24 protein-coding genes are annotated in these 24,810 nt (G+C 48.8%); 19 read left to right on the top strand and 5 right to left on the bottom strand.

Translation table 11 applies throughout. From position 1 onward, the window contains the following. Window positions 1-2: 2 nt before the first annotated feature. Window positions 3-809, top strand: a complete 807-nt coding sequence (locus tag BM202_RS23660) for an alpha/beta fold hydrolase (protein ID WP_093830789.1) — start codon at window positions 3-5, stop codon at window positions 807-809. A gap of 46 nt (window positions 810-855) precedes the next feature. Here BM202_RS23660 and BM202_RS23655 read toward each other — a convergent pair whose 3' ends face one another. The 4 genes from BM202_RS23655 to BM202_RS23640 form a co-directional block, all read right to left on the bottom strand. Then, complete coding sequence (locus BM202_RS23655; protein WP_093830787.1) at window positions 856-1,425, bottom strand: YceI family protein; 570 nt, start codon at window positions 1,423-1,425, stop codon at window positions 856-858. A 44-nt stretch (window positions 1,426-1,469) separates the two neighbouring features. Then, the gene (locus tag BM202_RS23650; protein ID WP_093830785.1) at window positions 1,470-1,925 is read right to left on the bottom strand and encodes a MarR family winged helix-turn-helix transcriptional regulator; all 456 of its coding nucleotides are present in this window, start codon (window positions 1,923-1,925) and stop codon (window positions 1,470-1,472) included. A 56-nt stretch (window positions 1,926-1,981) separates the two neighbouring features. Then, window positions 1,982-3,970 carry a hypothetical protein gene (locus tag BM202_RS23645; protein ID WP_093830783.1) on the bottom strand — a complete coding sequence of 663 codons (1,989 nt, stop codon included), beginning with the start codon at window positions 3,968-3,970 and terminating at the stop codon, window positions 1,982-1,984. Between the two features lie 62 nt (window positions 3,971-4,032). Then, window positions 4,033-4,563 (bottom strand): GNAT family N-acetyltransferase, encoded by a 531-nt coding sequence (locus BM202_RS23640; RefSeq protein ID WP_093830781.1) that lies wholly within the window; start codon window positions 4,561-4,563, stop codon window positions 4,033-4,035. A gap of 78 nt (window positions 4,564-4,641) precedes the next feature. On the opposite strand from BM202_RS23640, the gene BM202_RS23635 reads away from it, so the two are divergent. The 16 genes from BM202_RS23635 to BM202_RS23565 all read left to right on the top strand — a co-directional run bounded on the left by BM202_RS23635 (window position 4,642) and on the right by BM202_RS23565 (window position 21,178). Continuing rightward, window positions 4,642-5,232 (top strand): Maf family protein, encoded by a 591-nt coding sequence (locus tag BM202_RS23635; RefSeq protein WP_093830779.1) that lies wholly within the window; start codon window positions 4,642-4,644, stop codon window positions 5,230-5,232. A 169-nt stretch (window positions 5,233-5,401) separates the two neighbouring features. Then, complete coding sequence (locus tag BM202_RS23630) at window positions 5,402-6,982, top strand: alpha-amylase family glycosyl hydrolase (protein WP_093830777.1); 1,581 nt, start codon at window positions 5,402-5,404, stop codon at window positions 6,980-6,982. Window positions 6,983-7,647: 665 nt separating this feature from the next. Then, window positions 7,648-8,244 (top strand): hypothetical protein, encoded by a 597-nt coding sequence (locus tag BM202_RS23625; RefSeq protein WP_093830775.1) that lies wholly within the window; start codon window positions 7,648-7,650, stop codon window positions 8,242-8,244. Between the two features lie 143 nt (window positions 8,245-8,387). Then, a complete protein-coding gene (locus BM202_RS38770; protein WP_262507703.1) occupies window positions 8,388-8,510 on the top strand; it encodes a hypothetical protein in 123 nt (40 codons plus the stop codon). Beyond that, window positions 8,480-8,995 (top strand): M20/M25/M40 family metallo-hydrolase, encoded by a 516-nt coding sequence (locus BM202_RS23620; protein WP_317039714.1) that lies wholly within the window; start codon window positions 8,480-8,482, stop codon window positions 8,993-8,995. Before BM202_RS38770 ends, BM202_RS23620 begins: the two co-directional genes overlap by 31 nt. A 115-nt stretch (window positions 8,996-9,110) precedes the next feature. After that, complete coding sequence (locus tag BM202_RS23615) at window positions 9,111-10,535, top strand: arylsulfatase (RefSeq protein ID WP_093830773.1); 1,425 nt, start codon at window positions 9,111-9,113, stop codon at window positions 10,533-10,535. Between the two features lie 215 nt (window positions 10,536-10,750). After that, a complete protein-coding gene (locus BM202_RS23610; RefSeq protein WP_093830771.1) occupies window positions 10,751-11,674 on the top strand; it encodes an aspartate carbamoyltransferase catalytic subunit in 924 nt (307 codons plus the stop codon). A gap of 49 nt (window positions 11,675-11,723) precedes the next feature. Continuing rightward, entirely contained in the window at window positions 11,724-11,921 is a 198-nt protein-coding gene (locus BM202_RS23605; protein WP_317039713.1) for a type II toxin-antitoxin system HicA family toxin, read from the top strand. 18 nt (window positions 11,922-11,939) lie between these two features. Next, complete coding sequence (locus BM202_RS23600) at window positions 11,940-12,158, top strand: type II toxin-antitoxin system HicB family antitoxin (protein ID WP_093830769.1); 219 nt, start codon at window positions 11,940-11,942, stop codon at window positions 12,156-12,158. Between the two features lie 255 nt (window positions 12,159-12,413). Beyond that, entirely contained in the window at window positions 12,414-13,418 is a 1,005-nt protein-coding gene (locus BM202_RS23595) for an ABC transporter transmembrane domain-containing protein (protein ID WP_093830767.1), read from the top strand. Further along, window positions 13,411-14,763: an HlyD family secretion protein gene (locus BM202_RS23590; protein ID WP_093830765.1), complete on the top strand. Its 1,353-nt coding sequence runs from the start codon at window positions 13,411-13,413 to the stop codon at window positions 14,761-14,763. Before BM202_RS23595 ends, BM202_RS23590 begins: the two co-directional genes overlap by 8 nt. Further along, a complete protein-coding gene (locus BM202_RS23585) occupies window positions 14,760-16,349 on the top strand; it encodes a TolC family protein (RefSeq protein WP_245776754.1) in 1,590 nt (529 codons plus the stop codon). The genes BM202_RS23590 and BM202_RS23585 overlap by 4 nt, the downstream gene beginning before the upstream one ends. A gap of 126 nt (window positions 16,350-16,475) precedes the next feature. After that, a complete protein-coding gene (locus tag BM202_RS23580) occupies window positions 16,476-18,368 on the top strand; it encodes a CocE/NonD family hydrolase (RefSeq protein WP_093830761.1) in 1,893 nt (630 codons plus the stop codon). A 153-nt stretch (window positions 18,369-18,521) separates the two neighbouring features. Continuing rightward, the gene (locus BM202_RS23575) at window positions 18,522-19,625 is read left to right on the top strand and encodes a vWA domain-containing protein (RefSeq protein ID WP_093830759.1); all 1,104 of its coding nucleotides are present in this window, start codon (window positions 18,522-18,524) and stop codon (window positions 19,623-19,625) included. Window positions 19,626-19,700: 75 nt separating this feature from the next. Continuing rightward, window positions 19,701-20,504 carry a serine hydrolase gene (locus BM202_RS23570; RefSeq protein WP_093830757.1) on the top strand — a complete coding sequence of 268 codons (804 nt, stop codon included), beginning with the start codon at window positions 19,701-19,703 and terminating at the stop codon, window positions 20,502-20,504. Further along, window positions 20,501-21,178: a uracil-DNA glycosylase family protein gene (locus tag BM202_RS23565; RefSeq protein WP_093830755.1), complete on the top strand. Its 678-nt coding sequence runs from the start codon at window positions 20,501-20,503 to the stop codon at window positions 21,176-21,178. Before BM202_RS23570 ends, BM202_RS23565 begins: the two co-directional genes overlap by 4 nt. A gap of 75 nt (window positions 21,179-21,253) precedes the next feature. Here BM202_RS23565 and BM202_RS23560 read toward each other — a convergent pair whose 3' ends face one another. Next, a complete protein-coding gene (locus tag BM202_RS23560; protein WP_093830753.1) occupies window positions 21,254-21,763 on the bottom strand; it encodes a lipocalin-like domain-containing protein in 510 nt (169 codons plus the stop codon). A 337-nt stretch (window positions 21,764-22,100) separates the two neighbouring features. Between BM202_RS23560 and BM202_RS23555 the strand changes: the two genes are divergently transcribed. Then, window positions 22,101-22,421 carry a heavy metal-binding domain-containing protein gene (locus BM202_RS23555; RefSeq protein ID WP_093830751.1) on the top strand — a complete coding sequence of 107 codons (321 nt, stop codon included), beginning with the start codon at window positions 22,101-22,103 and terminating at the stop codon, window positions 22,419-22,421. Between the two features lie 120 nt (window positions 22,422-22,541). Beyond that, window positions 22,542-24,788, top strand: a complete 2,247-nt coding sequence (locus BM202_RS23550; protein WP_093830749.1) for a choice-of-anchor Q domain-containing protein — start codon at window positions 22,542-22,544, stop codon at window positions 24,786-24,788. Window positions 24,789-24,810: the final 22 nt, after the last annotated feature.

Genomic DNA, 24,810 nt, shown 5'->3' with positions numbered 1-24,810 from the left:
CTGTGCTTTATTCCACCAATAATACCCGGCTCAATGTCCTCGACGTAGGCAGTGGGTCTTTAACGCTTGTATTTCTCCACTATTTCGGTGGTTCGGCACTGGAGTGGCAAACGGTTATCGGCCAACTGCCTGACGCGTATCGCTGTCTGGCGATTGATTTACGTGGACATGGCGACTCAGATGCACCAGCTACGGGCTACTCAGTGGAAACGATGGCTGATGACGTAGTGGATTTGCTTGATACGCTGGACGTTCACGACTTCGTACTCGTCGGTCATTCGCTAAGCAGCAAGGTTGCTTTCGCCTTGGCCAGTCGGCAACCCATTGGCCTTCAATCACTTATTCTATTATCACCCTCACCGCCAAAACCCGAACCTATTCCGGATGCGGATCGGGAAGAGATGCTCAAAACCCACGGTCTGCGGTCGGCAGCCGAGAAAACATTCGCCAAAATCACAGTCAGGCCTCTTTCGGAAATGGCGAAAGAACAGATTATCGCCGACAACCTGCGAACGTCTGAAGCGGCCTGGAAAGCCTGGCTTACATTCGGAAGTAAAGAAGATATTTCGGCGCAGATAAGCGGTATTAACGTACCGGTATCAATTCTGGTTGGCACGGAGGACAAGGCTCTTGCACCCGATGTTCAACCAACCCTGACGTTGCCCTACCTAAAAAACGCTACGTTCGAAACGATTGACAATGCCGGTCATCTCCTGCCCTGGGAAGCCCCCAATGACGTAGCGGCCTTTATCCAAAAAAAATTGGCGAGATTACAGTTAACGCCAAAATCGTCACAAAAAAATCCCTGACACCGTTAGGTATCAGGGATTTCACTATAGTTTAGGTTAGGTTATCCTAGTTGGCCTTAACAAGCTCGCCAGTTGCCCGAATTGCAATTTCGTCGCTAACAACAGCAGCAGGAGCTGTACCGACGGTGAAATCAGCCCGTTTTACTTCACCCGTTACTTTGAAACCCGCTAAGGTTTTCTTGCTCTGTGGGTTCGTTACCGGACCCGTAATCACGGCGTCAAGTGTTACAGGCTTGGTTACACCGTGCATCGTCAGGTCACCCATCAGTTTGTATTTATTACCCGATACTTTGCTGATCGACTTGCTTTTGAACGACAGGGTAGGATACTTGGTAGCGTCGAAAAAGTCAGGGCTTTTCAGGTGACCATCCCGTTTTTCCTGGTTCGTGTTAATACTGGCTACATCGGCCGTTAAGTCAATCTGAGCATCGGTGAAATCATCTTTCGACGACGTCATTTTCACATCGAAATTCTGGAATTTGCCATCTACTTCCGATAACATCATGTGAGTTACCGTAAAGCCCAGGTTAGAGTGTGCTTTATCGAGTGTCCAGTTCTGAGCAAAAGCGCCAACTGAAGAGAATAATAATGCAGCAAATAAGGTTGCCTTTTTCATTGTTGTAAATTAATTGATTTATTAAAACGTGAATGATGAATAAATTAAGCGCGCAGTCTGTCCAGTAATTGACTCAGGTAAGTAGCTTCGTCTTCGGTCAATTTGTTACGTTGTTCATCGTTCCATTCGGTTTGGTGAACATCCAGTTTCTGGAGCAATTCCAACCCTTTATCCGTTATGACAACATCAACCGCCCGTCGGTCACTTGGGCATTCGGTACGTAGCACCAGTTTCTTGGCAACCAGCTTATCGATTAATCGCGACGCGTTCGACATTTTATCGAGCATCCGCTCTGTGATATCACTCACTTTAACCGGATTAGGGTACTGGCCCCGTAGAATGCGAAGCACATTGTACTGCTGCAGTGTCAACCCAGATGGTTTTAACAGTTTCGTCTGGCTGGCGGCAATCCAGTTGCTGGTATACATCAGATTCACCATTAACCGATGATAGGGTGTTCTGAATGGAGTGGCTTGTTTGATGTCTGTTTCTATTGACATGCCACAAATATAATGTATTTGTATTTAATGTACCAACATTTAATGTATTTATTTTTTTAACGATAAGGAACAAGTTGGGGTGCCGATAGATCAAAATCGCGCAGTCGTAGTGCCGGAATACCTTCAACCGCCTGACGAAACGGGATTGTGTTGCCGGGAATATTGGGATAATAACTCAGCCGGATCTGAAAACTATTGAACGTTAAATTTTCATTCCGGAGTCGAAAACCGATACCATATCCCTGATAAAAAGGGCCACTCAGGAAAGCGTGGTTTGTAAAACTGACTAAACCGATGTTAGCGAACGTAATGAACGCCACGCGAAATCCGATCAGGCTCAATCGGGAAAACAGAATATTTTCGTAGTTGATCAGAAAACGTTTTGTGCCACGGAGGGCATCGCTGTTGATACCAATCCCATCGGTATTGATACCACTCCCACTGCTGCTCAGTGTAAGATATTCATTATCAAAGCGATTGATCCCGGTTGTAAACCGTGTATTGAGAAAATGACGCATGTTGCCCCACCTCGTTTTCATCAGTGGACTGAAATAGTTCGATTCAAAGGAAAAAATGCCCTGTTCAATCTTATTCTTCCGAATGTAGCCACCAAAATTAATTAAGCCATAGAGGTAACCAATCCGACGGACATATTTGCCCTGCGAAAAATTCAAACCCATATACAGGCGCTCACCCAGTTCGGCATTGTCGAACCCAGCGATAGCCGCGACGGACTCCCCGATCGGTACGTCCTCTGTGCGCCCAAACCCATAAATTAACACGTCACGAACATATTTGCGCCGGGTATAGCCGACACTGAACAGCGTGGTACGACTATTCTGATAAAGCTGGTTCGTATCCGCTGTCACATTGGGCCGGTTGAAATACGTGTAACTCGTGTTTCGCAGTGAAATAACAAGGCGGGAACGACCTTTCTCATCGGTATCGGGCCGACTGTAGAACAAGCGAAACGACCGCCCGATCCAGACATCGGAATAATTATACGTTAGCGGAACTAGTATAGCCGTATCATTACGTGTCACTTCATTTCGCGTGACAATCCGGTTGTTGACCTGCGTACGATTCAATTCGATAGAACCGGCATATTTCATGTCGGGGGTCAGAAACGGCCGGTATAATTTAACAGCAGCCTGCTTCAAATCGCGTAAGTACAGCATGTCAGCCTCGGCCGTGAGGAATGTTTTGCCGATAAAGGGCACTTTGTAGCGTGCCTGATATTCCAGCTTTTGCCTCGGATCAGTACCCGAATACGCCACCTGCGCAAAAAGCTGGTGGCCCAATCCTCTAAAATTGACCTGATCAAAGCCAACGCTGAAGTTAGTAAGCCCCCCAAATCCGCCGTTGGGAAGTAAGGACCAGACGTCCTGCGTGATTACATACACGTCCACAAACTGTTTACTCCCCGGGCGAGGGAGCACCAGAATCCGGGCATCGTGAAAAATGGATGTCGTTCGTAATAAACGCTCGTTATCGCGCAATACGGTCGGGTTCAGGGCATCGCCCTGCTGGAAAAGCAAATATGAATTGCGGATGACGTGTTCGCGGGTATTGGTATGCAATCGGTTACCGGTTCGTTCGATCCAGTTAGCGGGTTTACGGAGGGTATCATAAACCGTTTGCCCGAATACGCTGAGCCGCCGGATGTAGATATCGCCAATGATACGTCCCTCGAACGTCTTGAACGGGTTAACTTCAAGCTGACTGACTTCACCCGTCCTCACCCGGCTGTTATAAACATCCTGAAAAACAGCGTCATAGAGCTGTCGTGTTAGTCGATGCTTATACATTGAGGCCTTTAGCTTTGTGTAGAAAACACTGTCGCGCTGCATCAGAATACTGTCCGTTACAGCTACGTGATGAAGTGTAAGCGAATCGACCGGTCCTTCGCTGATTTTCACATGCAAGGTGGTATCCTGTTGTGGCACCTGGGCAACGGCGCGGGTAGCGCATCCGGCAACAAGCAGCAACCCCACCAAAATATGGAGCAGGGTTAGCTTATAGACGCTCGGGTACGGCTGATTCATTGGTAAATAAAACGACTATTAGACGCAAATCGGCATGAATAGTTTAATGACGACCGCCTGAGTTAACCCGGCCTGTCTGTAACTGTTTTTTCGAGCCAGAAATCACGCTGCCGTTCGGAGCCAAACTGAAAATAATGGAAGCCTATTTTCCTGAAACCCAGCCGCTCATAAAAGGCTATTGCCCGGGCATTACGCTCCCAAACGCCAAGCCAGACAGCCGAAAAACCCTGCCTGCGTGCCCAGTCGAGACAGTATTCCATTAGCATTCGACCCTGTCCCTGACCAATTTGCGACTGAAGAAGATAGATACGTTGAATTTCGATTGCGTTTCGATCAGCCATCTGCCGTGGAGGTTTATGTCGACGCAGCTTGGCATAGCCAACGAGTGTTCCATCGGGCAGTTCAAGTACAAAAAACGCGGAGCGTGGATCGGTCAGTTCGGTTTCTAAAGCAGCTTGTGTAATGGACGACTGGATATATTCATCAACCAGTTCGGCTGGATTATGAGGTGGCCCAAAGGCTTCGCGCATGGTTAATGTAGCAAGCTCCGTTAGCGGAGCTGCGTCGGCGGTCGTAGCAGGTCGGATGGTCATAAGGCAGTGCAAGAAACTTACCAATATACGTAAAACCCCTGTCTTTGGGTTATTTTTGTGATTCGTACTTCTGATTATATGCTCACATTACGCTATCCACTTGTGCTGGCTTCGGGGTCACCGCGCCGAAAACAGCTCATGACCGATGCGGGCTTCGTGTTCACCATTGAAACCCGCCCAACCGACGAAATATTCCCGGACGACATGCCTGCTGATGAGGTAGCTGAATATTTAGCCTGTCAGAAAGCTGACCAATTCAGGGCTGATCTGGGGAGCCGGATCGTTCTCTGCGCGGATACAGTCGTGATCTTAGCCGATCAAATCCTGAATAAGCCACAGGATGAGGCCGATGCCCGTCGAATGCTACGTGCCTTGTCGGAACGTACTCACCGCGTTCGAACGGGAGTCGCGATTCTATCGCCCGCCAATGATGGTGAGCCACATCTGGACTCGTTCACCGACGAAACCACGGTACAATTCGCTACGTTAACCGACGACGAGATTACGTATTACATCCGCGAATGCGCCCCCTTCGACAAGGCCGGTTCATATGGGGCGCAGGATTTTATTGGGCTCGTTGGCATCGAACGACTGGAAGGCTCCTTTTACACTGTTATGGGCCTGCCAACGCACCGGGTCTATCAGGCACTGAAAGCCTATGTCCGTTAAGACTTTCTGAGAGGAGTAACAGGATTTCAGGATTGGAAACCCTGTCGAAAAAATACGATCTTTTCTGTATGTGTTAGGACAATTGTAGTACATACATCTATCTTAGGTTAGTTTTCAAACTCACCGGTTAATTTCTCGGTTTGGTAACGAGTAGCAATTCTCTCTCTGAATGCAATCCAGTCCTTCTAAATCAGTCGTTTCGCAGTCCAACGTGTCGTTTGACCAATTACCAGTAAGCCAAATTCGTACGGGTTGTTCGGGAGTTCATTACGAAATTTTCGTTCGTTCATTTGCCGACTCCAATGGCGATGGCATCGGCGATCTCAATGGCGTTACCAACAATCTCGATTATTTGAAGAGTCTTGGCATTTCGGCTATCTGGCTGATGCCTATCAATCCATCCCCAACCTATCATAAATACGACGTAACGGATTACTACGGTATCGACCCGGAGTATGGTACGCTGGACGATTTCAAACGACTGGTCAGCGAAGCCCACCAGCGGGGTATTGCTGTCATTATCGATTTAGTGATTCATCACACCAGCATTCAGCATCCGTGGTTTCGGGAAGCATCCAAAGGGCCGGACAATCCATACTGGAACTATTACAAATGGCTGCTTCCCGAGGAAATTAAATCGCGCAATCTGGCTACCCGCGACATTACGGCTGATTCGGGTGAACGAAATCCTTGGCATTCCGTTCGCGGTGCTACGTATAGGGAGAAATATTATGGTATGTTCTGGAGCGGCATGCCCGACCTGAATTTCGACCACCGTCCGCTGCGGGAAGAAATCTTTACCATCGCCCGCTATTGGCTCAACGAAATAGGTCTGGATGGCTTTCGGCTTGATGCGGCCCGTCACCTTTACCGGGAATTCGATGAACCCAAAAACCATGAGTTCTGGCAGGAATTCGGGGGGGTGGTTGAAGCGGCAAACCGTGGCGACGGACCGTCTCGCGCCTACACGGTGGGCGAAGTCTGGACGCGCCCCGAACGGATCGCGCCTTATTTCCGGGGGCTTAAAGCTAATTTCAATTTCGACTTACAACTAATGATTCCCGAAATCGTTCAGCAAGAGGACGATACCGAAGATTTAGTTGAGTTTATGACGTATGTTCATAATACGTTCGCTAAGGTGAATCCAGATTTTATTGACGCACTTATTCTGTCAAATCACGACCAGAACCGCATTGGGAGCTTGTTAAAGGGCAATCTTAACCGGTTAAAAGTGGCGGCAAATCTCCTGTTAACCTTGCCCGGCCTCCCCTATCTCTACTATGGGGAAGAAATTGGCATGTTGGGCATGAAACCCGACGAGAGCATCCGTGAACCATTTCTGTGGGACATCCGTGCCCGTGATAAACAGCGCACATCCTGGCGACGTGGCCGCTATTCAACCAGCCAAACGGTTAAACCCGTGAGCGAACAGGAAAATGACCCCAATTCCTTACTCAATCACTACAAACGCCTGATTCAATATCGCAACAGCCATCCAGTTCTGAATGACAACCTAAGTCGGTTAGAGCAAACGGGTATTCGGCAAAAAGGCACTGTATCATTTATACGTCGTACAACAAATGGACGGCGTGTTTTGGTGGTCCATAACCTGACAAAAAAGCCGCTCGAAGTCGTGTTTTCTCCAGATGAATACTGGTGCCGGTGCATTGTCTTCGAAACAGTCTCAGGCGGTTCGTTCACCGGTAACCGGGTGACGGTGCCGGCCTATGCGTGCGTGATTGTGGAATGATGATATCTTTTTACTAAAGTCTATTCGCCAGTAAGCTGTTCGAACCGCATATTCGTTGGCTTATCTCTATATCTGGCGTTTGTCTATCTTCTGCTAAATGCCCAATACGATTGGTACAGGCGCCATCGGCGGTATACTATTTGGTAGATTGCTGAGCGTGTTTTTGATTCCTACGCACCAATTTGAAGCCGACGACTGAGGTTAAATACGCGGCTAACACAAACTTTACAGACGTACTGACGGAAGAGCCGAATTTATTTGCCGCCCAAATCAATAGCGTTAACGACCACCTACAGCAGTTTCAGGCAGCCGCAATACTTTATCGAGCTCCAGGCAGTGACTGATGCTAGATTTAGCAACGTTTTATTTGAGCGAACGGGCGACGAAATGTGTTAATTCGTCTACTTAAATCCTGATTCTGTCGGTTTCCCCATTGGTAGGAACACCATTATAGGCCATGGAGGCGTTGTTAAGGTAGCCAGATCGATTGTAAACCGCCGTTTTGATAAATACATCGCAACGTTTCCGATCCGGCTGGAGTACAGGCTTTACTACTGAATCTAACCTCGAATCAACATAAATTATGGAAAAGGTCCGGCACCGACCGAATTCGCAGTGAGGTGCCAAGATTTCACCCATTTTTCATTCATTACTAATCATCCGTTATGAAAAATTTCATGATTGTGCTTGGCCTACTGGTTGGCACCGGGCTGTTTCAGAGCAGCTACGCACAGGTAAACGTCAGTATTAACATCGGAAGCCAACCCATCTGGGGACCAACCGGTTACGATTACGTAAATTATTACTACCTGCCCGATCTGGACATTTATTATTACGTTCCCTTGCAACAGTGGATTTACTTTGACGGAAGACGCTGGATTACGACGACCGTTTTGCCTCCCCAATACAGCAACTACGATTTATATCGTATGCACAAAGTAGTCATCAACGACAAGCAGCCATACCTACGTAGTGCTGTCTATCGAAAGCAATATGCCTCATTCAAAGGCAAATACGATCAGCAGCCTATCCGCGACAGCCGCGATGCAAGGTATTATGTGATCAATAATCATCCCATGCATAATCAGGTCGCAGGTGGTAGCAATCGCCCACAACAGGGAAATAATAATCGGCCGCAACAGGGAGTCAATAACAGGCCGCAGCAGGGAAATATTGATCGCCCACAGCAAGGGCATAACAATGGCCAGCAACAGAGGCCGGGATCTAACGACAGACCACAAGGTGGTCGCGGCCCGCGTTAAGTAATCGTTAATCAACGTAGTAATCTCCTGATTTTGCCCCATAATTCTGGCAAAGTCAGGAGGTTTTTGTGGGTGGGATACGAATTTATGCTTATACCGCAAAAGTCACATGTGTTGTCGTGCCAGATTGCTTACGGCAAGCTATGAACCTCATTGATTTTCTGGATAGTACAGCGCTCCATGCGATTGTGATTGGTGGCCATTACAATCATTTGGGACTTGGTCGGCAGGAAAAATTCACAATGGGGCTGATGATAATGCGTTAGGAGTAGCTGGCTTACTGGAGTTAGCGCAGTATTTCAGCAACAACGACGGGAAAGAGCCGTATAATTTCGTGTTTATGGCCTTTGATGCTGAGGAGTTAGGCTTGCAGGGGTCACGGTATTTTCTGAACAACCCGACCAAGCCACTCGACAAGTTACATTTCATGGTTTGTATGGATATGACTGGACAATATAATCCAAATCGGGGTATCAAAATAGGCGGCTATAATACCAGCGATACGTGGCCAACGGTATTTAAAGGCGTCGAAAGTTCGATTAAGTTCTTCACTGATCGGGCGAGCAATGGCGGCTCCGACAACGCGGCTTTTTATGGCCAACAGATTCCGGTTTTATTTATCCACACGGGCGGCCACGCCGATTATCACAAACCCACCGACGATCCCGAAAAAATCGACGCTATTGCTGAAGAAGTCATTCTCCAGTTGGAAACCAAACTCCTCGGAATGCCATACAACAACCCAAAATGACGTTTACAGCTGTCAGGTAAGGTAGCGCGGGTGGAAACCCGTGGTTATGAATTCATTTAATTAAGCCAGCTGGTTTCTACCCGCGTTATTTCCAACCGTCTGCATTACTCCAAGCATGAAAAAACTCCTCTTTCTACTGTTTATCACGTTTTCCGTTTCAATTCAAGCGCAGGCTCAACCAGCCAGGCGACCCAATATTATTTTCATTCTGGCGGATGATCTGGGTTACGGTGATGTGGGTTTCAATGGCCAGAAACTCATTAAAACGCCCAACATCGACCGGCTGGCTACCGAAGGCATACAGTTCAAACAGTTTTACGCTGGTACGTCGGTTTGCGCGCCATCACGGTCGTCGCTCATGACAGGACAGCATACGGGCCACACCTACATCCGTGGCAATAAAGAAGTGAAGCCCGAAGGTCAGGAACCGATTGCGGCTTCGGTCATTACGGTTGCCGAAGTACTGAAACAGGCCGGTTATACAACAGCCGCTTTTGGCAAATGGGGATTGGGTCCGGTTGGTTCAGAAGGCGATCCACTAAAACAGGGGTTCGACCGGTTTTACGGCTACAATTGCCAGGCACTGGCGCATCGGTATTATCCTGACCATCTGTGGGATAACGAGCAAAAAGTGGTGTTGACGGGAAATCAGAATCTGGAAAAAACGAATGACTATGCACCCGACCTGATCCATAAACAGGCCCTGAATTTTCTGGATACCCGCGATGGAAAGCAACCGTTTTTTCTGTTTTTACCCTATACCTTGCCCCACGCCGAGCTGGTCGTTCCCGACGACAGTATCTTTCAACAGTACAAAGGAAAATTTGCCGAGAAAGCCTTTGCAGGTGCCAACTACGGCCCTAATGCCAAAACGGGCGGCTATGCATCTCAAGCCTATCCGCATGCTACGTTTGCAGCCATGGTAGCACGGCTCGACCGATACGTTGGTCAGGTAATGGCCATGTTGAAAGCAAAAGGACTTGACCAGAATACGCTCGTGATCTTCTCCAGCGACAATGGCCCGCATATCGAAGGCGGGGCCGATCCAACTTATTTTAATAGTAGTGGCGGACTCCGGGGTGTCAAACGCGATTTGTATGAAGGGGGTATCCGTGAACCCTTTGTGGCTCGCTGGCCGGGTAAGATCAAGGCTGGCAGCCGAAGTGATTACGTTGGCGCTTTCTGGGACGTATTACCCACATTCGCCGAGCTGGCCGGAGCAAAAACGCCCGCTTACATTGACGGTCTATCCATCGTGCCATCGCTGACGGGCAAGGGTAGCCAGAAAAAGCACGATTATCTTTATTGGGAATTTCACGAAAACGGCGGTCGTCAGGCGGTTCGGCAAGGCAACTGGAAAGCGGTACGGCTGCAGGCGACCGACAATCCTAACGGTCCCGTTGAGTTATATGACCTCGCCAAAGACCCAGCTGAAACAACCAGCGTAGCGGCTCAACATCCCGAAGAAGCCCGAAAACTTAGCCAGTTAATGAATCAATCACACGTAGCATCGCCCTTGTTTCCGTTTGGGAAGGAGTGAAACCAGAAAAGCATTTCAACGTGCCGAGAATTGCAGACTTCTTTTCGGAAGCAATTCCATTGTCCAAGAAGTCAATTTATCCGTTATAAACCAAGCCATTAACCTGATGTCGGAACTTTATTCCAGCCTTTAAAAACCTATAAGGTCTGCAAAGACCAGCGTTGTTTTTACGTGTATAGCCCTATCTTTGGCTAATTTATAGGTATACTGCTCTCATGGCCCAATCCCTCAGTGTCCGCCATTTGGTGGGTATTAAAGACCTGACCGAGTCTGACATCCAACTCATTCTGGACACAGCCGGGCAATTCAAGGAAGTTATTAACCGCCCCATCAAGAAAGTCCCGTCGCTTCGTGACGTGACTATTGCCAACGTTTTTTTTGAGAACTCAACCCGCACCCGGCTCTCGTTTGAGCTAGCGGAGAAACGGTTATCGGCCGATGTGGTCAATTTTTCGGCGTCGGGCAGTTCCGTCAAAAAAGGCGAAACGCTGCTGGATACGGTCAATAATATTCTGGCCATGAAGGTCGATATGGTGGTGATGCGGCACAGCAGCCCCGGTGCTCCGCACTATCTGACCAAACACATCAAAGCCAACGTAGTGAATGCGGGCGACGGTACGCACGAGCACCCCACTCAAGCCCTGCTCGACTCGTTTTCCATCCGCGAAAAACTCGGTGACGTAGCGGGCAAACGTATCGCTATTATTGGCGACATTACGCATTCCCGAGTGGCACTTTCCAACATTTTCTGTCTGCAAAAACAAGGAGCGGAAGTAATGGTTTGCGGACCCAAAACCCTCATCCCCAAGCACATTGAAGCTCTCGGCGTGAAAGTCGGCCACGACGTACGGGCAGCTCTGGCCTGGTGCGACGTTGCGAACGTACTACGTATTCAGCTGGAGCGGCAGCAGATCAAATACTTCCCGTCGCTACGTGAATATTCGCTCTACTTCGGCATCTCCAAACAGATGCTCGACGAACTCGACCGGCCCATTGTGCTCATGCACCCCGGTCCTATCAACCGGGGCGTCGAACTGACCTCCGACGCGGCCGATTCATCTCACTCAATCATTCTGGATCAGGTCGAAAACGGCGTTGCTGTACGTATGGCTGTGCTGTATCTGCTAGCGCAGTTGTGAGCCTAAATTGATTGATTTTTTATTCGTAACTTTATTCTGTCTTCGGCTTATGGCAATGAAAGTAAGAGAGGTCATCAAGCTTTTAGAGGAAGATGGATGGTATTTGAAACGGCAAAGTGGTAGCCATCGTATTTATCGGCATCCAACAAAGCCCGGAATTGCAGTCGTTCCTGATCATGGGTTGAACAAAGAACTCAAACCGGGAACAGAGCAATCAATATTAAAGCAAGCTGGTTTAAAGCAATAATTAAGAAGCCATTTCACTATGCAATACGTTGTTATTATTGAGGAAACAGAAGGTGGCGGCTATTCAGCCTATGTACCTGATCTGCCCGTCTGCTTTACGGTAGGTGACACGCTTGATGAAGTGAAGGCAAACATTAAATCAGCAATAGAATTGTATCTGGAAGAGGCCCGTGAAACAGGAATGGTGTTGCCGATGCCCAAAACCATGACAACTTTGATTGAAGTTCGGGCAGCTTGACACAGCTGTAAACTCTCTATCTTCTTTCTATTTTCCTCCTACTTTATCATTCTGGATCAGGTCGAAAACGGCGTTGCGGTACGTATGGCCGTGCTGTATTTGCTGGCGCAGTTGTGAAGTTAAAGTATGTTAAAACGTTAAACTTCAACCATCCTGACAATTCCTTCCTCTAATCGTGCTAAACCAAACGGCTGATCATTGCGTTGTTATTAATAGGCTTTTAATGCCTTTTTAATCTCAACATTTACGATCATTATGGCGGTTAGTACAAACCTGCAGCCACCACCGTCGCCTTTACAGCGACTGCTACGGCTACTGGGAACCGAACGGAAAGATATTGTCTATATCCTTCTGTTCGCCATTATTACGGGTCTTATTGGACTTACCCTTCCACTGGGCATTCAGGCTGTTTTCAATTTAGTCTCCAGCGGCATGCTCTTCAGTTCGGTCTATGTAATGATCGGACTGGTTATCGTTGGCGTTCTGGCTGGTGGCCTGCTCACTATTGTTCAATTTACGCTGGTTGAAATCATTCAGCAACGTCTTTTTGTCAAAGCGGCTTTTGAGTTTACATACCGGCTGCCCCGCATCGAACCGGAGGCTATGGCGGATTATTATCCGCCCGAGTTGATGAATCGGTTCTTCGACGTAGTAACCCTCCAAAAAGGCATGACGAAGGTCCTGATTGATCTCCCGGCGGCCGCGGTGCAAATTCTCTTTGGTATCATTCTGCTTTCGTTCTACCACCCGGTCTTTCTTGGCTTTGGTTTTGTTGTGCTGCTGGTTATTTATGGAGTCATCCGGCTATTCGGTCCGGAGGGAACACGTACCAGCATCAAAGAATCGAGCGATAAATACAAAGTGGTCGACTGGCTCGAAAAGTATTCGAGAGACTTGTCTGAAAACCGCTCGACAGCAGGCACGCAGAATCCTATCGACCAGATTGATTATCGGTTAGCCAACTACATAAGCCATCGAAATGACCATTTTGCGGTCCTGAAACGCTTCTTCTATAGTTCCGTCGCCTTTAGGTCGCTGGTTACGGGTGGTTTGCTGATCCTGGGTACGTCGCTGGTTGTTAGTCGGCAAATGTCGCTTGGGCAGTTCGTTGCCTCAGAATTTGTCATTGTCCTTATTACGGGTGCTGTTGATAAGCTGACATCCAGTGTAGACACAATATTTGATATGCTGGCCGGTGTCGAAAAAATTGGCACCGTGACTGATTTACCAATAGAAACTGATACCGCAACACATGCTTAATTTATCGAATCAGCAGATTGATGAGCAGATGTTCGCCGAATATCCGCTTAAAACGTTACAGGAACTGCCGCATCCCCGCAGTAGTCGCCGACTTGGCCGCTGGATGCTCTTTTTTCTTTTTCTGACTATCGTGATTCTGTTCCTGCCCTGGCGTCAGAACATCAACGGTTTTGGCAGCGTAACCGCTTTGACCCCACAGGACCGCCCACAAACGCTCCAGAATGCCATTGCGGGTCGGATTGAACGCTGGTCCGTTCGCGAAGGCCAGTTTGTCAAAAAGGGTGATACGTTGCTGGTTATTTCTGAAATCAAGGACGAATATTTCGATCCAAACCTGCCTCAGCGTCTTGGTGAACAGTTGGATGCCAAACAAGGAACCCGGCTGGCCACAGACGCCAAGATTCAGGCACTCGACAGCCAGATTCAGGCATTAAGCGTGGGCGTAAAAGTAGATTTGGCCGAAGCCAGAAACCGGGTTCGCCAGAGTCTATTGCAGGTACGTATCGACAGCGCCGATCTGACCGCCGTCCGGCGGAACTACCAGATTGCCGTTGATCGGCTCGAACGGTACGAAAAAGGCTACCGGGATGGATTATTTTCGTTAACCGACCTCGAATCCCGACGGCTTACCATCCAGCAGGATTATGCCAAAGTCGTTGTACAGGAAAATAAACTGAACGTAACGCGGCAGAGCCTGGCCAACGCCCGACTCGATCTGGAGTCAATTCAGGCAAAATACGAGCAGGAAATTGCCAAAACGTTATCCGACCGAAGTTCAGCCTTATCGAGTAAGGCGAGTGCAAACAATGAAATCGCCGTTATGCGCAACAAAATCAGCAATGTAAACGTCAGGCGCAGCATGTATGTCGTGCGGGCTCCGCAGAGCGGTTTTGTCGTGCGATCTCTAAAAGCGGGTATCGGCGAAACCATTAAAGAAGGCGAAGCCATCGCCACGCTACAACCCGCTAATCCGACCATTGCGGTAGAGTTATTCGTTCGCGCTATGGACGTACCGCTTATTCAGCGCGGACGCCGGGTACGTATCCAGTTCGATGGCTGGCCTGCCATTCAGTTCTCGGGCTGGCCTGCGGTGGCAGTCGGTACGTTCGGAGGAAAAGTAGCGGTTATCGACGCGGTGAGCAGCACAAATGGTCAGTACCGGCTCCTGGTTACGCCCGATGCACTCCCCGGTGATCAGCCCTGGCCCGAATTGTTGCGCGTGGGTTCGGGCGTAGCGGGCTGGGTCATGCTCGACGATGTGCCGATCTGGTATGAACTATGGCGACAGCTTAACGGATTTCCACCGAGTTTAAAACAGGAACCTGCGAAGCCGGAAAAAATATGAAGTCTTTCGTTTTTCTTCTCTGCCTCGTAAGCATGTTGCTTTGGGTAGAATCGGCACTGGGGCAAACGCTTCCGATTACCCCTGCTGTTCCCCAACAGCCAGCGGTTCCGGTCTCATCCGACGTTTTATCCCGGACAGCCATTGCTACGTCGGAAACATCGACCGGTGAAGCGACCAGGTCGTTGACTCCTCCGGCGGGGGTGGCCTTACCAGATACGGGCATTGTATTTACTGCCCAGGAATTTTACCAGGCCGTTTTGCGGCACAATCCAATTGTAAAACAGGCGGCTTTGTTGAACCTGGAAGCGCAGGCGCAGGTCCAGCAGGCCCGTGGCGCGTTTGATCCCAAGTTATTTTCGACTTATAACCGGAAGAATTTTGGCAATACGTTATACTACGACAAATGGCAGTCGGGGCTGTCTGTGCCTGTTTTACCGGGTGGTCTTGACGTAAAAATGTCATATGACCGCAACACCGGAAAATACCTGAATCCGGAAAACAACGTACCGCCTACGGGCCTGATTGCGCTGGGACTAAGCGTACCCGTCACGCAGGGGTTGCTCATTGATGCACGCCGAAATACGTTACGGCAGGCTCAACTGGCCGTTAACCTGGCCGATGCCGATCGAATTTCGCTGATCAACAAAACGATTCTCGATGCTGCCAAAGCGTACTGGGACTGGTATCTGGGATATCAGCAGTTCCGCTGGATTGGACAGGGGTATCAGTTGGCTCAGACGCGTTTTGTGGCTGTTCGGCAACGGGCGCTGATTGGCGACGCGGCTCCAATCGATACAACCGAAGCTCTGATTACAGCTCAGGACCGACTGGTGCAGTTTCAACAGGCGGCTGTCGATCTGCAAAACGCCCGGCTCAACCTGAGCACATTTCTGTGGAGTAGTCAGGACGGCGCTGCTCCTCAGCCCGTTGATCTGCCACTGACGGTTATTCCGCAGGCCGCCCCCCCCGATCAGACCAGTCAGATGCAGCTTCAGGATTTGCTTAGTCGAGCCGCCCAACAACATCCGGATCTGGTTAAACTGGTTAACAAACAGCAGCAATTAACTATCGAAGAACGTTACCGACGGGCATTATTACTACCGAAGGTGAGCGTTGAGGCCAGTTTGTTGAGCCGGGGCCCCCTGTCGGATGCCGCTTTTGACGGATCGAATTCCTACGGTTTTCAGACCGACAATCATAAGATCGGCGTCGATCTGGCCTTTCCACTGTTTCTTCGCGCTGAACGGGGAAAACTTCGACAGGTGCAATTCAAGAATCAACAGATAGGTCTGGAACGGCAACAGACCGGGCGCGACATTGTTAACGAAGTACAGCGATCCTGGAATGAATTGGCAACCCTTGAAAAACAGATTATTACACAACAGCAGACGGCAGCGAACCAGCAGACCCTGGTTCAGGCAGAAGTAAGCAAGTTTCAATTGGGCGAGAGTTCGTTGTTTCTGGTCAATAGCCGGGAAACCAAACTTATTGATTTACTGATAAAACTAGAGGAGCTACGTTCCAAACACCAGAAAGCGCTTGCCAACCTATGGTACGCGGCCGGTTCCAATGTAGGCACCCGGTAGTTTTTCAAACACATTACTACTACGTATCCACAAAGCAGACGCACCTGGCCAGGTGCGTCTGCTTTGTTTTATGCCTATAAATTTGCTAATTCACTGCTTCTCATCTCATCCCTACTAAATCTGGTAATGAAACACCGCTCCTCTTTCGCAAGGCTGGCAGTTGCCATCGTCTTGTGCTTTACTCAGTATGCACACGCTCAGGATGATCTTTTCAAGAAGCTACAGGAAATCGCCATTATCGAGCAGAAAGTCATGATGCCCATGCGTGATGGCGTTCGGCTGGCAACGGATATTTATCGCCCCAAAACGGACAAAAAAGTCCCGATCATTTTCTCAAAAACGCCCTATAATTTCAATGGCTGGGGCGACGGCGAGCAACGTCAAAACTCTTACCAGGGTGCTCTCGATGCGGTAAAACACGGTTATGCCTACGTTGTCCAAAATGAGCGTGGTAAGTTTTTCTCAGAAGGCGATTGGGACATTCTCGGGCCACCAACTACCGATGGTTATGACGCCTTTTCGTGGATGACCAAACAGCCGTGGTCGAATGGCAAGATAGGAACACTAGGCTGCTCGTCAACCGCCGAATGGCAAATGGCCGTAGCCGCGCTGGATCACCCGGCCCATGCCGCGATGGTGCCGATGGGATTTGGCGCGGGCGTTGGTCGCGTTGGTCCGTTTATGGAACAAGGCAACTGGTACCGGGGTGGTGCGCAACAGATGCTCTTTACGGCCTGGCTATACGGCACTCAAGTCGATGCGTTTGCCCGGCCGCTTTTTCAAAAAACGGCGACCAGCGAAGATCTGGCTCGTGTGTCACGCTTTTACGACCTGGCCCCCGAAATGCCCAAAGTCGATTGGGCGCAGGGATTGCGCTACCTGCCCGTGCAGGACATCATCAAAAACGCCAACGGGCAGAAAGGAATTTACGAGAAAATGATCGTCCGCAAACCGAATGATCCGGCGTGGTATAAAGGTGGATTATATCACGACAATATGCCCTTCGGCGTGCCCAGTTACTGGTTTGCATCCTGGTACGACGTATCGACCGGCCCCAATCTCGCCCTGTTCAATCACGTTCGCAAAAATGGGGTCGATGCACAGGTGCGTGACAACCAGTTTCTGGTCATTGCCCCTACGTTGCACTGCGCCTACAAACGCGCGACTGAAAATACCATCGTAGGGGAACGTAGCGTTGGCGATGCCCGACTGGACTACGACGCTATGACCTACGGTTGGTTTGATTTCTGGCTCAAGGGCGAGAACAACGACGTAGTAAAAAACATGCCCCGCGTCAAATACTACACGATGGGCTCCAATAAGTGGCAGACATCAGACGCCTGGCCCCCCGCTACGTCCGAAATGACGACGTACTACCTCTCGAGTGCTGGAGGAGCCAACAGTCTTTATGGCGACGGGAAACTTACGACAAAGGCATTGGGCAAAGACGAAAAACCCGATGCGTTCGCTTATGATCCGGCCTTTCCGGTCCCGTCGTATGGGGGCAACGTCTGCTGTACGGGAACGGCGGTGCAGGGTGGGGCTTTTGACCAGCACCAGATGGAAACCCGGCAGGATATTCTGGTATACACCACCGAACCCTTTGCCAGCGGAGTCGAACTAACGGGGTCAATTGAGACGACGCTCTACGTAGCATCTGACGCGAAAGACACGGATTTTACGGTGAAACTGATTGATGTTTATCCCGATGGAAAAGCATATAATCTGGATGAAACGATTCTCCGTGCCCGCTACCGCGATGGCTTCGACAAAGAAGTCTGGATGGACAAAGGAAAAGTGTATAAACTCACCTTGAGCCCAATGGCAACGAGTAATTTTTTCGCACCGGGCCACAGCATTCGCGTCGAAATATCGAGCAGTAACTTCCCGCGTTTCGACCGTAATATGAATACCGGAGGAGATAATTACAGCGAATCGAAGGGCGTAATTGCTCACAATCAGGTATTTCATTCGGCACAGTATCCATCGATGGTGCGGTTACCGATTGCGAAAAAGTAAAGTATTTCTCGCGGGCAGTTCACTGAATGGGGGAACCACTCAATCAGGCGAACAAATCCGCGAAACACACTGTTCTTTCGACATACCCAGAAACTGTCTGGGGCCTATTTTCGGTATTCGACGACCAACGACTGACTACTAACGACTTTACGCATGAAAGGCTTTCAATTCTCTGATTACGTACCGCCCGAACAGAAAGAAGGCAGCAATTTCGATAAACTGCTCAACATTTTTCAGCAACTGTTGCTGCTAACCTCCGGCGATGTAGAACAGGCTATGTCGTGGATGAGTCAGCTCGACCGGCAATATGGCCTGACCGACGATAAATACGGCATTGGCAACTTCTTCGACGACCTCAAAGAAAAAGGTTACCTGACCGAAGAAAATCAGGAAGGCAAGATCGTGATGACGCCTAAAAGCGAACAAACGATCCGGCGATCGGCACTCGAAGAAATTTTCGGCAAACTTGAACGCTCTAAATCAGGCGGTAATCACCAAACGCCTTATACGGGCACGGGCGACGAACTGAGCAGCGACGTCCGAACGTATCAGTTTGGCGATTCGCTGGAGCAAATTTCCATGACCGAATCTATTCGCAACGCGCAGATCAACAGTGGCGTGGAAGATTTCACGCTCATGGAGCGCGATCTGGAAGTAACGCAGAAAGAGCAGAAAACCCAGACATCGACGGTGCTTATGATCGACATCAGCCACTCGATGATTTTGTATGGCGAAGACCGCATTACCCCCGCTAAAAAAGTGGCGCTGGCACTGGTCGAACTGATCAAAATCAAGTACCCGAAAGACACGCTCGACATTGTGGTATTTGGCAATGATGCCTGGCAGATTCAGGCTAAAGATTTGCCGTATCTGGAAGTTGGACCGTATCACACCAATACCGTAGCGGGTCTGGAACTGGCGATGGATCTGCTACGTCGGCGGAAGAACAAAAACAAACAGATTTTCATGATCACGGACGGGAAACCGACCTGTTTGAAAGAAGGTATTAAATACTACAAAAACTCATTCGGGCTGGATCGCAAAGTAGTGAGCAAAACGTTGACGCTCGCTGCGCAAGCCCGTCGGCTGGAGATTCCGATCACTACGTTCATGATTGCGTCTGACCCGTATTTGAAGCAGTTCGTGCAGGAATTTACGAAAGTCAATAATGGCCGGGCTTACTACAGTGGTTTGCAGGGCTTAGGTAACATGATGTTTGAAGATTTCCAGCGGAACCGGCGGAAGAATATCAAGTAGGCAGTAAATAATATGCAGCCAAAATTCCTATACAAAGTCGGGGCAACAGTCCCGACTTTATTTTTGCTTCTGAGCATGACAATCACTGCACGGGGCCAATTGCTGTCGGATTCGCTAACGACTTATTTACACGGTCTACCAGCGAGTGCGCGAGTGAGTCTATCGGTTAAATCCCTCTCTGACAACAACGTAGCGTTCAAATACCGCGCCGACGAGCGCGTTCCATCGGCCAGTGTTATTAAGCTGCCCATTATGCTCGAAGCGATGGAACGGGTGAAGGCAGGAACGCTGAATCTGGATAAAATTTACTTCCTGAAAGCTTCCGATAAAGTAGGTGGATCAGGCGTACTGCAAAACTATCCAGACCAAAGCCGTGTGAGCTACCGCGAGTTGCTTCGGCTGATGATGATTGAAAGTGACAATACCGCTACGAATATTTTCATAAATCTCCTGAGCCGCGACGCTATCAATCAGCGAATACGAACAATTGGGTTGAAACAAAGTCAGCTCAACCGGATCATGATGGATACGCTGGCCGCCCGAGAAGGCCGTGAGAACTACGTTACCGCGCAGGAGATGAGCACACTCGTGGAAAAGATTTACCGAAATCAGGTGGCTACGCCTAAACTCTGCCTGGAAATGATTGACGTTCTGAAGCAGGTGCCTGGTCCGCTGACCATCTCCCGGCTATTGCCCAAAGGAACGGTAGTAGCCCATAAAACCGGTACGTTAACATACGTTCGGGGCGATGTGGGAATTGTGTACGCAAAAGAACCGTTTCTGTTATCAGTTTTTGTCGAAGGCGTTCCAACTCCCGAAGCCGAGCGCATTATTGGCGAACTGTCGTTGATCTGTTACACCTATTTTTCTCACCGATGACCACGTTTGCGGATAAAGCCATTGCCTATTACAATCACCTCTCCGCTCCTACTACGTTGCCGCCAGGTGTTGACGTTATAAATCCATATCAACAGCCGGACGTAGTGCGAATTGTTCAGGAATTTTACACGAAGTTTTTTCTTGATACCAACCCTCGGGTGTTTATGCTGGGCATCAATCCGGGGCGTTTTGGCGCGGGCGTAACGGGTATTTCGTTCACGACACCCCAGAATCTGCGTCGGTATTGCGGCATTGAAAACGTCCTGCGCGATACGCCCGAATTATCGAGTCGGTTCATTTATCAGGTTGTCGATGCATTTGGTGGCGCTCAGGAATTTTATAAGCAGTTTTTTCTAACGTCTTTGTTTCCGCTGGCGCTAACCAAAGAGGGAAAAAACTACAACTTCTACGACGACCGCTTCACAACCGAAGCCCTCTGGCCGGCCATTACCGACACCGTCCGAACGCAACTTGACTTTGGTGCAAGTCGACACGTAGCAGTTTGCCTGGGCCGAAAGAATGAAACGTACCTCCGCCGACTGAATGACCAACAAGGTTTCTTTGACCGTATCGTCACGCTCGATCACCCGCGCTACATTCTACAATACCGAAGTCGAGACCTGAACAGCTATCTTGATCTGTACATCAGAACATTAGCCGATTGTCTTCCTTAGAGATATAGTAACCTGTAAAAAGCCGTGCCACCTTTTTGAACGGTGGCACGGCTTTTTTATAGCTTACTATATCTATTACACCCGCTTGAATTCAATCGTTGTGGTGAGCGTATCTTTCACACCATCGTTATCAAGGTCTTCCTGCTCCTGAATACTCCAGGTCATCGTGCTACTATTAACGGACAGGTCATAGGTCTCCAGGCCATCTTCATCGGTGATGGTTAATTTATTGCCAGTCACTTTCCAGGTAGAATTATTGGCTGCGGGATTGTAGTCATCCGCTCCATCCGATTTGCACAAAGGCGAAGGTGTGCCAGTTATTTTAGCATTGCTGTTAAACGTAATTTTCGTATCTGTCAGACAGGCAACAACATCTGCTCCCCCATTCGTTTTTATATAATCCAGATAATCAACCGTTTTGCTACCTGCCGTTATCTTCATGCCCGAAATTTTCCAGTTACCCTCAACAGAATTTGGAGCGGGGTTAATGGTTTCATTACCATCTTTCTTACAGCTTCCAAACCAAAGTGGCATTGCTACAACCATTCCCCAGGCGAGTAAACGTCCTGCATTCATCGTTTTCATTTTAGTATTTGTTTGAGTTGTTTTGATTACGATGCAAATCTATCAGGGCATTCGGGCATCAATAAGGCAGACTTGTGCAGGCAGTCATTTTTGATGGATGAATTGACTATAATTTGGTTTGGACTGATAGAGGACCGTAGCGAAGATGAGCAGGAAGTATAATAGATGAAAATCTCCTATAGATGAGCCCGGCTATATTGATGAAACAACAGCTTAAGCGTTCACTTTAGCAGTTATAAGGAAAGGGGATGTGATGAACGGCGTTTAACTAAACCAACAACTGTATAAATTTACAGTCAGAATGCCTCATTGTTGTTTAACCCTCCAACTCTCTTATATGCTTATAACCACTACGTCCAATATTGAAGGTAAACGGATCGCCAATTATGTTGGTCTGGTCAACGGTGAGGCCATTATTGGTGCCAACCTGGTTAAAGATTTCTTCACTACGATTCGTGATGTAGTTGGCGGCCATTCGGGCGCTTATGTACAGGCGCTGCGTGAAGCCAAAAGTATCGCCCTCAAAGAAATGATTGATCAGGCCACGCGGCTAGGTGCCAATGCGATTATCGGTGTTGATCTAGATTACCAGACCATTGGTACGAATGGAGCTATGTTGATGGTAAGCGCTAATGGCACCGCGGTGATTATGGAATGAATCTAACCTGACTAATAAGCAGTTAGCCAGCTTTTTTCTCAAGAAATATTATCAACAAAAGTGCGGGAGTCGATTTCGTGAACGTAACTTAATGGCCATTTCACACTGGTACATACATTTATGAAGCACCTTTTTACTACTCTTCTGTTTCTCCTGTCTTTTTCAACTTATAGTCAATCTATTGTTTATGTAACGACGACTGGTGCTGGCAATCAGTCCGGTTCGTCGTGGAGCAATGCGTTATCAGGCAATCAACTTCAAAACCAGTTAGCCTCTTCCTCTTCGGGAACGCAGTTCTGGCTAGCGGGCGGAGTATATAAACCAGGGGTACTACGTACTGCTACGTTCCGAATTCCGTCGGGTGTGCAGGTTTATGGTGGATTCAGCGGATTTGAATATACCCTGGACAGCCGGAATCTAACTACACCATCCAGCACAACCCTTACCGGCGAAATCGGCGACCCAAACATAACCAGCGATAACATTTACCACGTCGTTTCCTTCAAAGACGCAGCAGAAACCACACGATTGGACGGGCTAGTCATTACGGATGGCAATGCCGATGACAGCACAGCACCACATAATTCTGGCGGAGGAATCTATAATGAAACCAGTACTGGGAGCTACAGCACAAATACCTCATTCACCAGTTCACCTACGGTGGTAAATTGTCTGTTTATTAAAAACTATGCAGTAAGTGGTGGAGCTTTTTACAATAAAGCCAATACAAACAGCCAGTGTAACCCGACAATTACTAACTGTATTTTCAAAAATAATAAAGCTTCATTAGGAGGTGGTGGGATTTTCACCAGTGCAAGTAGTGGCACATCCAGTCCTATTATTTCCAGTTGCAAATTTATTGACAACGAGTCAACTTCTGCTGGAGCTTTTGGTAGTACGGCATCCTTCGCGGCAGGCTATAATAGGCCCTCGTTTGATGCTTGTTCATTCCAAAACAATAAGGCTACTTCAGGAGGGGCCCTTACGTTTACTAGTACGTTCGGAGCTGCTACGTTTCCAACCTTCTTAAATTGTGTATTTTCAGGTAATCAGGCAATTACCAATGGAGGGGTTAGTACCTTATTTGTCTTCGGCAGTGCACAGATGAATCCTACCTTTACCAACTGCACGTTTTCTAATAATACAGCGGCTTCAGGAAAAGACTTGTTTAGTACGCGTTATGATGAATCATACATAACCATTCGTTTGCTTAACAGCATCACCGGATACGATGCTTTTGCATACGATAACGGTGCTAACAGAATAGCGCCCACCTATAACATTACGTATTCTAACGTCCGGGGTGGGTTTGCTGGAACAGGCAATATTGATGCCGATCCCTTATTCGTCGATGCGGCCAATGGCAACTATCGTCTGCTCCGGAACAGCCCGTCTATCAACACCGGCGATCCAGCCAGCACGACGGCCAGCGTATCGGCGATAGATATAGCCGGGGGATCACGCATCTATAGCAATCGAATCGACATGGGTGCTTATGAGTTTGCTCCCTTTGCTGATTTGCGCATGTCTATGAGCGTTAGCAACCGAACACCCTCTGTCGATCAGTCGGTTGCGTATACCGTAACGATTACCAACGATGGTCCCGAACCAACGGCCAACGTTACGTGGCAAAATCAGTTACCCGCTACCATGCTCTTTACGGGTGGCGCTGGCGTGTCAACTTCAGCTAATCTGGTCTATGCTACGATTGCGTCACTGGCACCTGGCGAGGCCAGCACAACTACTTACCAATTGCAACCAAGCCAGCCGGGTCAGTACATCAATGCCGCTCAAATCACGGCCAGCGACCAGCCCGATCCCGACAGTCAGCCTAATTCTGGAACTGGCGATGGTCAGGACGACGCGGCCCAGGTAGACCTGCGCACGATTCCCGACAACGGTACAGTATATAGGTCGCCCAACCCTAACCAAGTTCCTCTACCACCCGTTGCCTCGAATCAGCCCCCGGCAGACCCTACCAAAGCCGATTTAAGTTTAGCCATGATCGTTTCCACGCTAACGCCAAAAGTAGGTGACGTAATGTCGGTTACGCTACGGGTCGATAACGCAGGAGGTTTGACAGCAACAGGCGTAGCGATTAAGCTTACTCTTCCGAGTGGCTTGTCGTTCGTGTCAGGGAATGGATTTAGCGCATCCGGGCAAACCATCACGGGCAACATAAGCTCAGTTGGCTTCGGTACGTCGGCTACCCTAACTGCGCTGGTACGAGTCGATACGAATAATCCGGCTAGCCTGACTGCCGAGATTTCAGCCAGTAATCAATCTGATCCTGATAGCCAACCCAACTCCGGGGTTACTGATGGCCAGGATGATACCACTACGGTTGACCTGCGAATCAATCAATAATTTAAATGCAGATTTTGGCTGT

This window comes from Spirosoma endophyticum (assembly GCF_900112365.1).
GTDB classification, from domain to species: Bacteria; Bacteroidota; Bacteroidia; order Cytophagales; family Spirosomataceae; genus Spirosoma; species Spirosoma endophyticum.
Note: the sequence above shows the minus strand (reverse complement) of the source record. Positions and strands in the feature narration are given on the sequence as shown.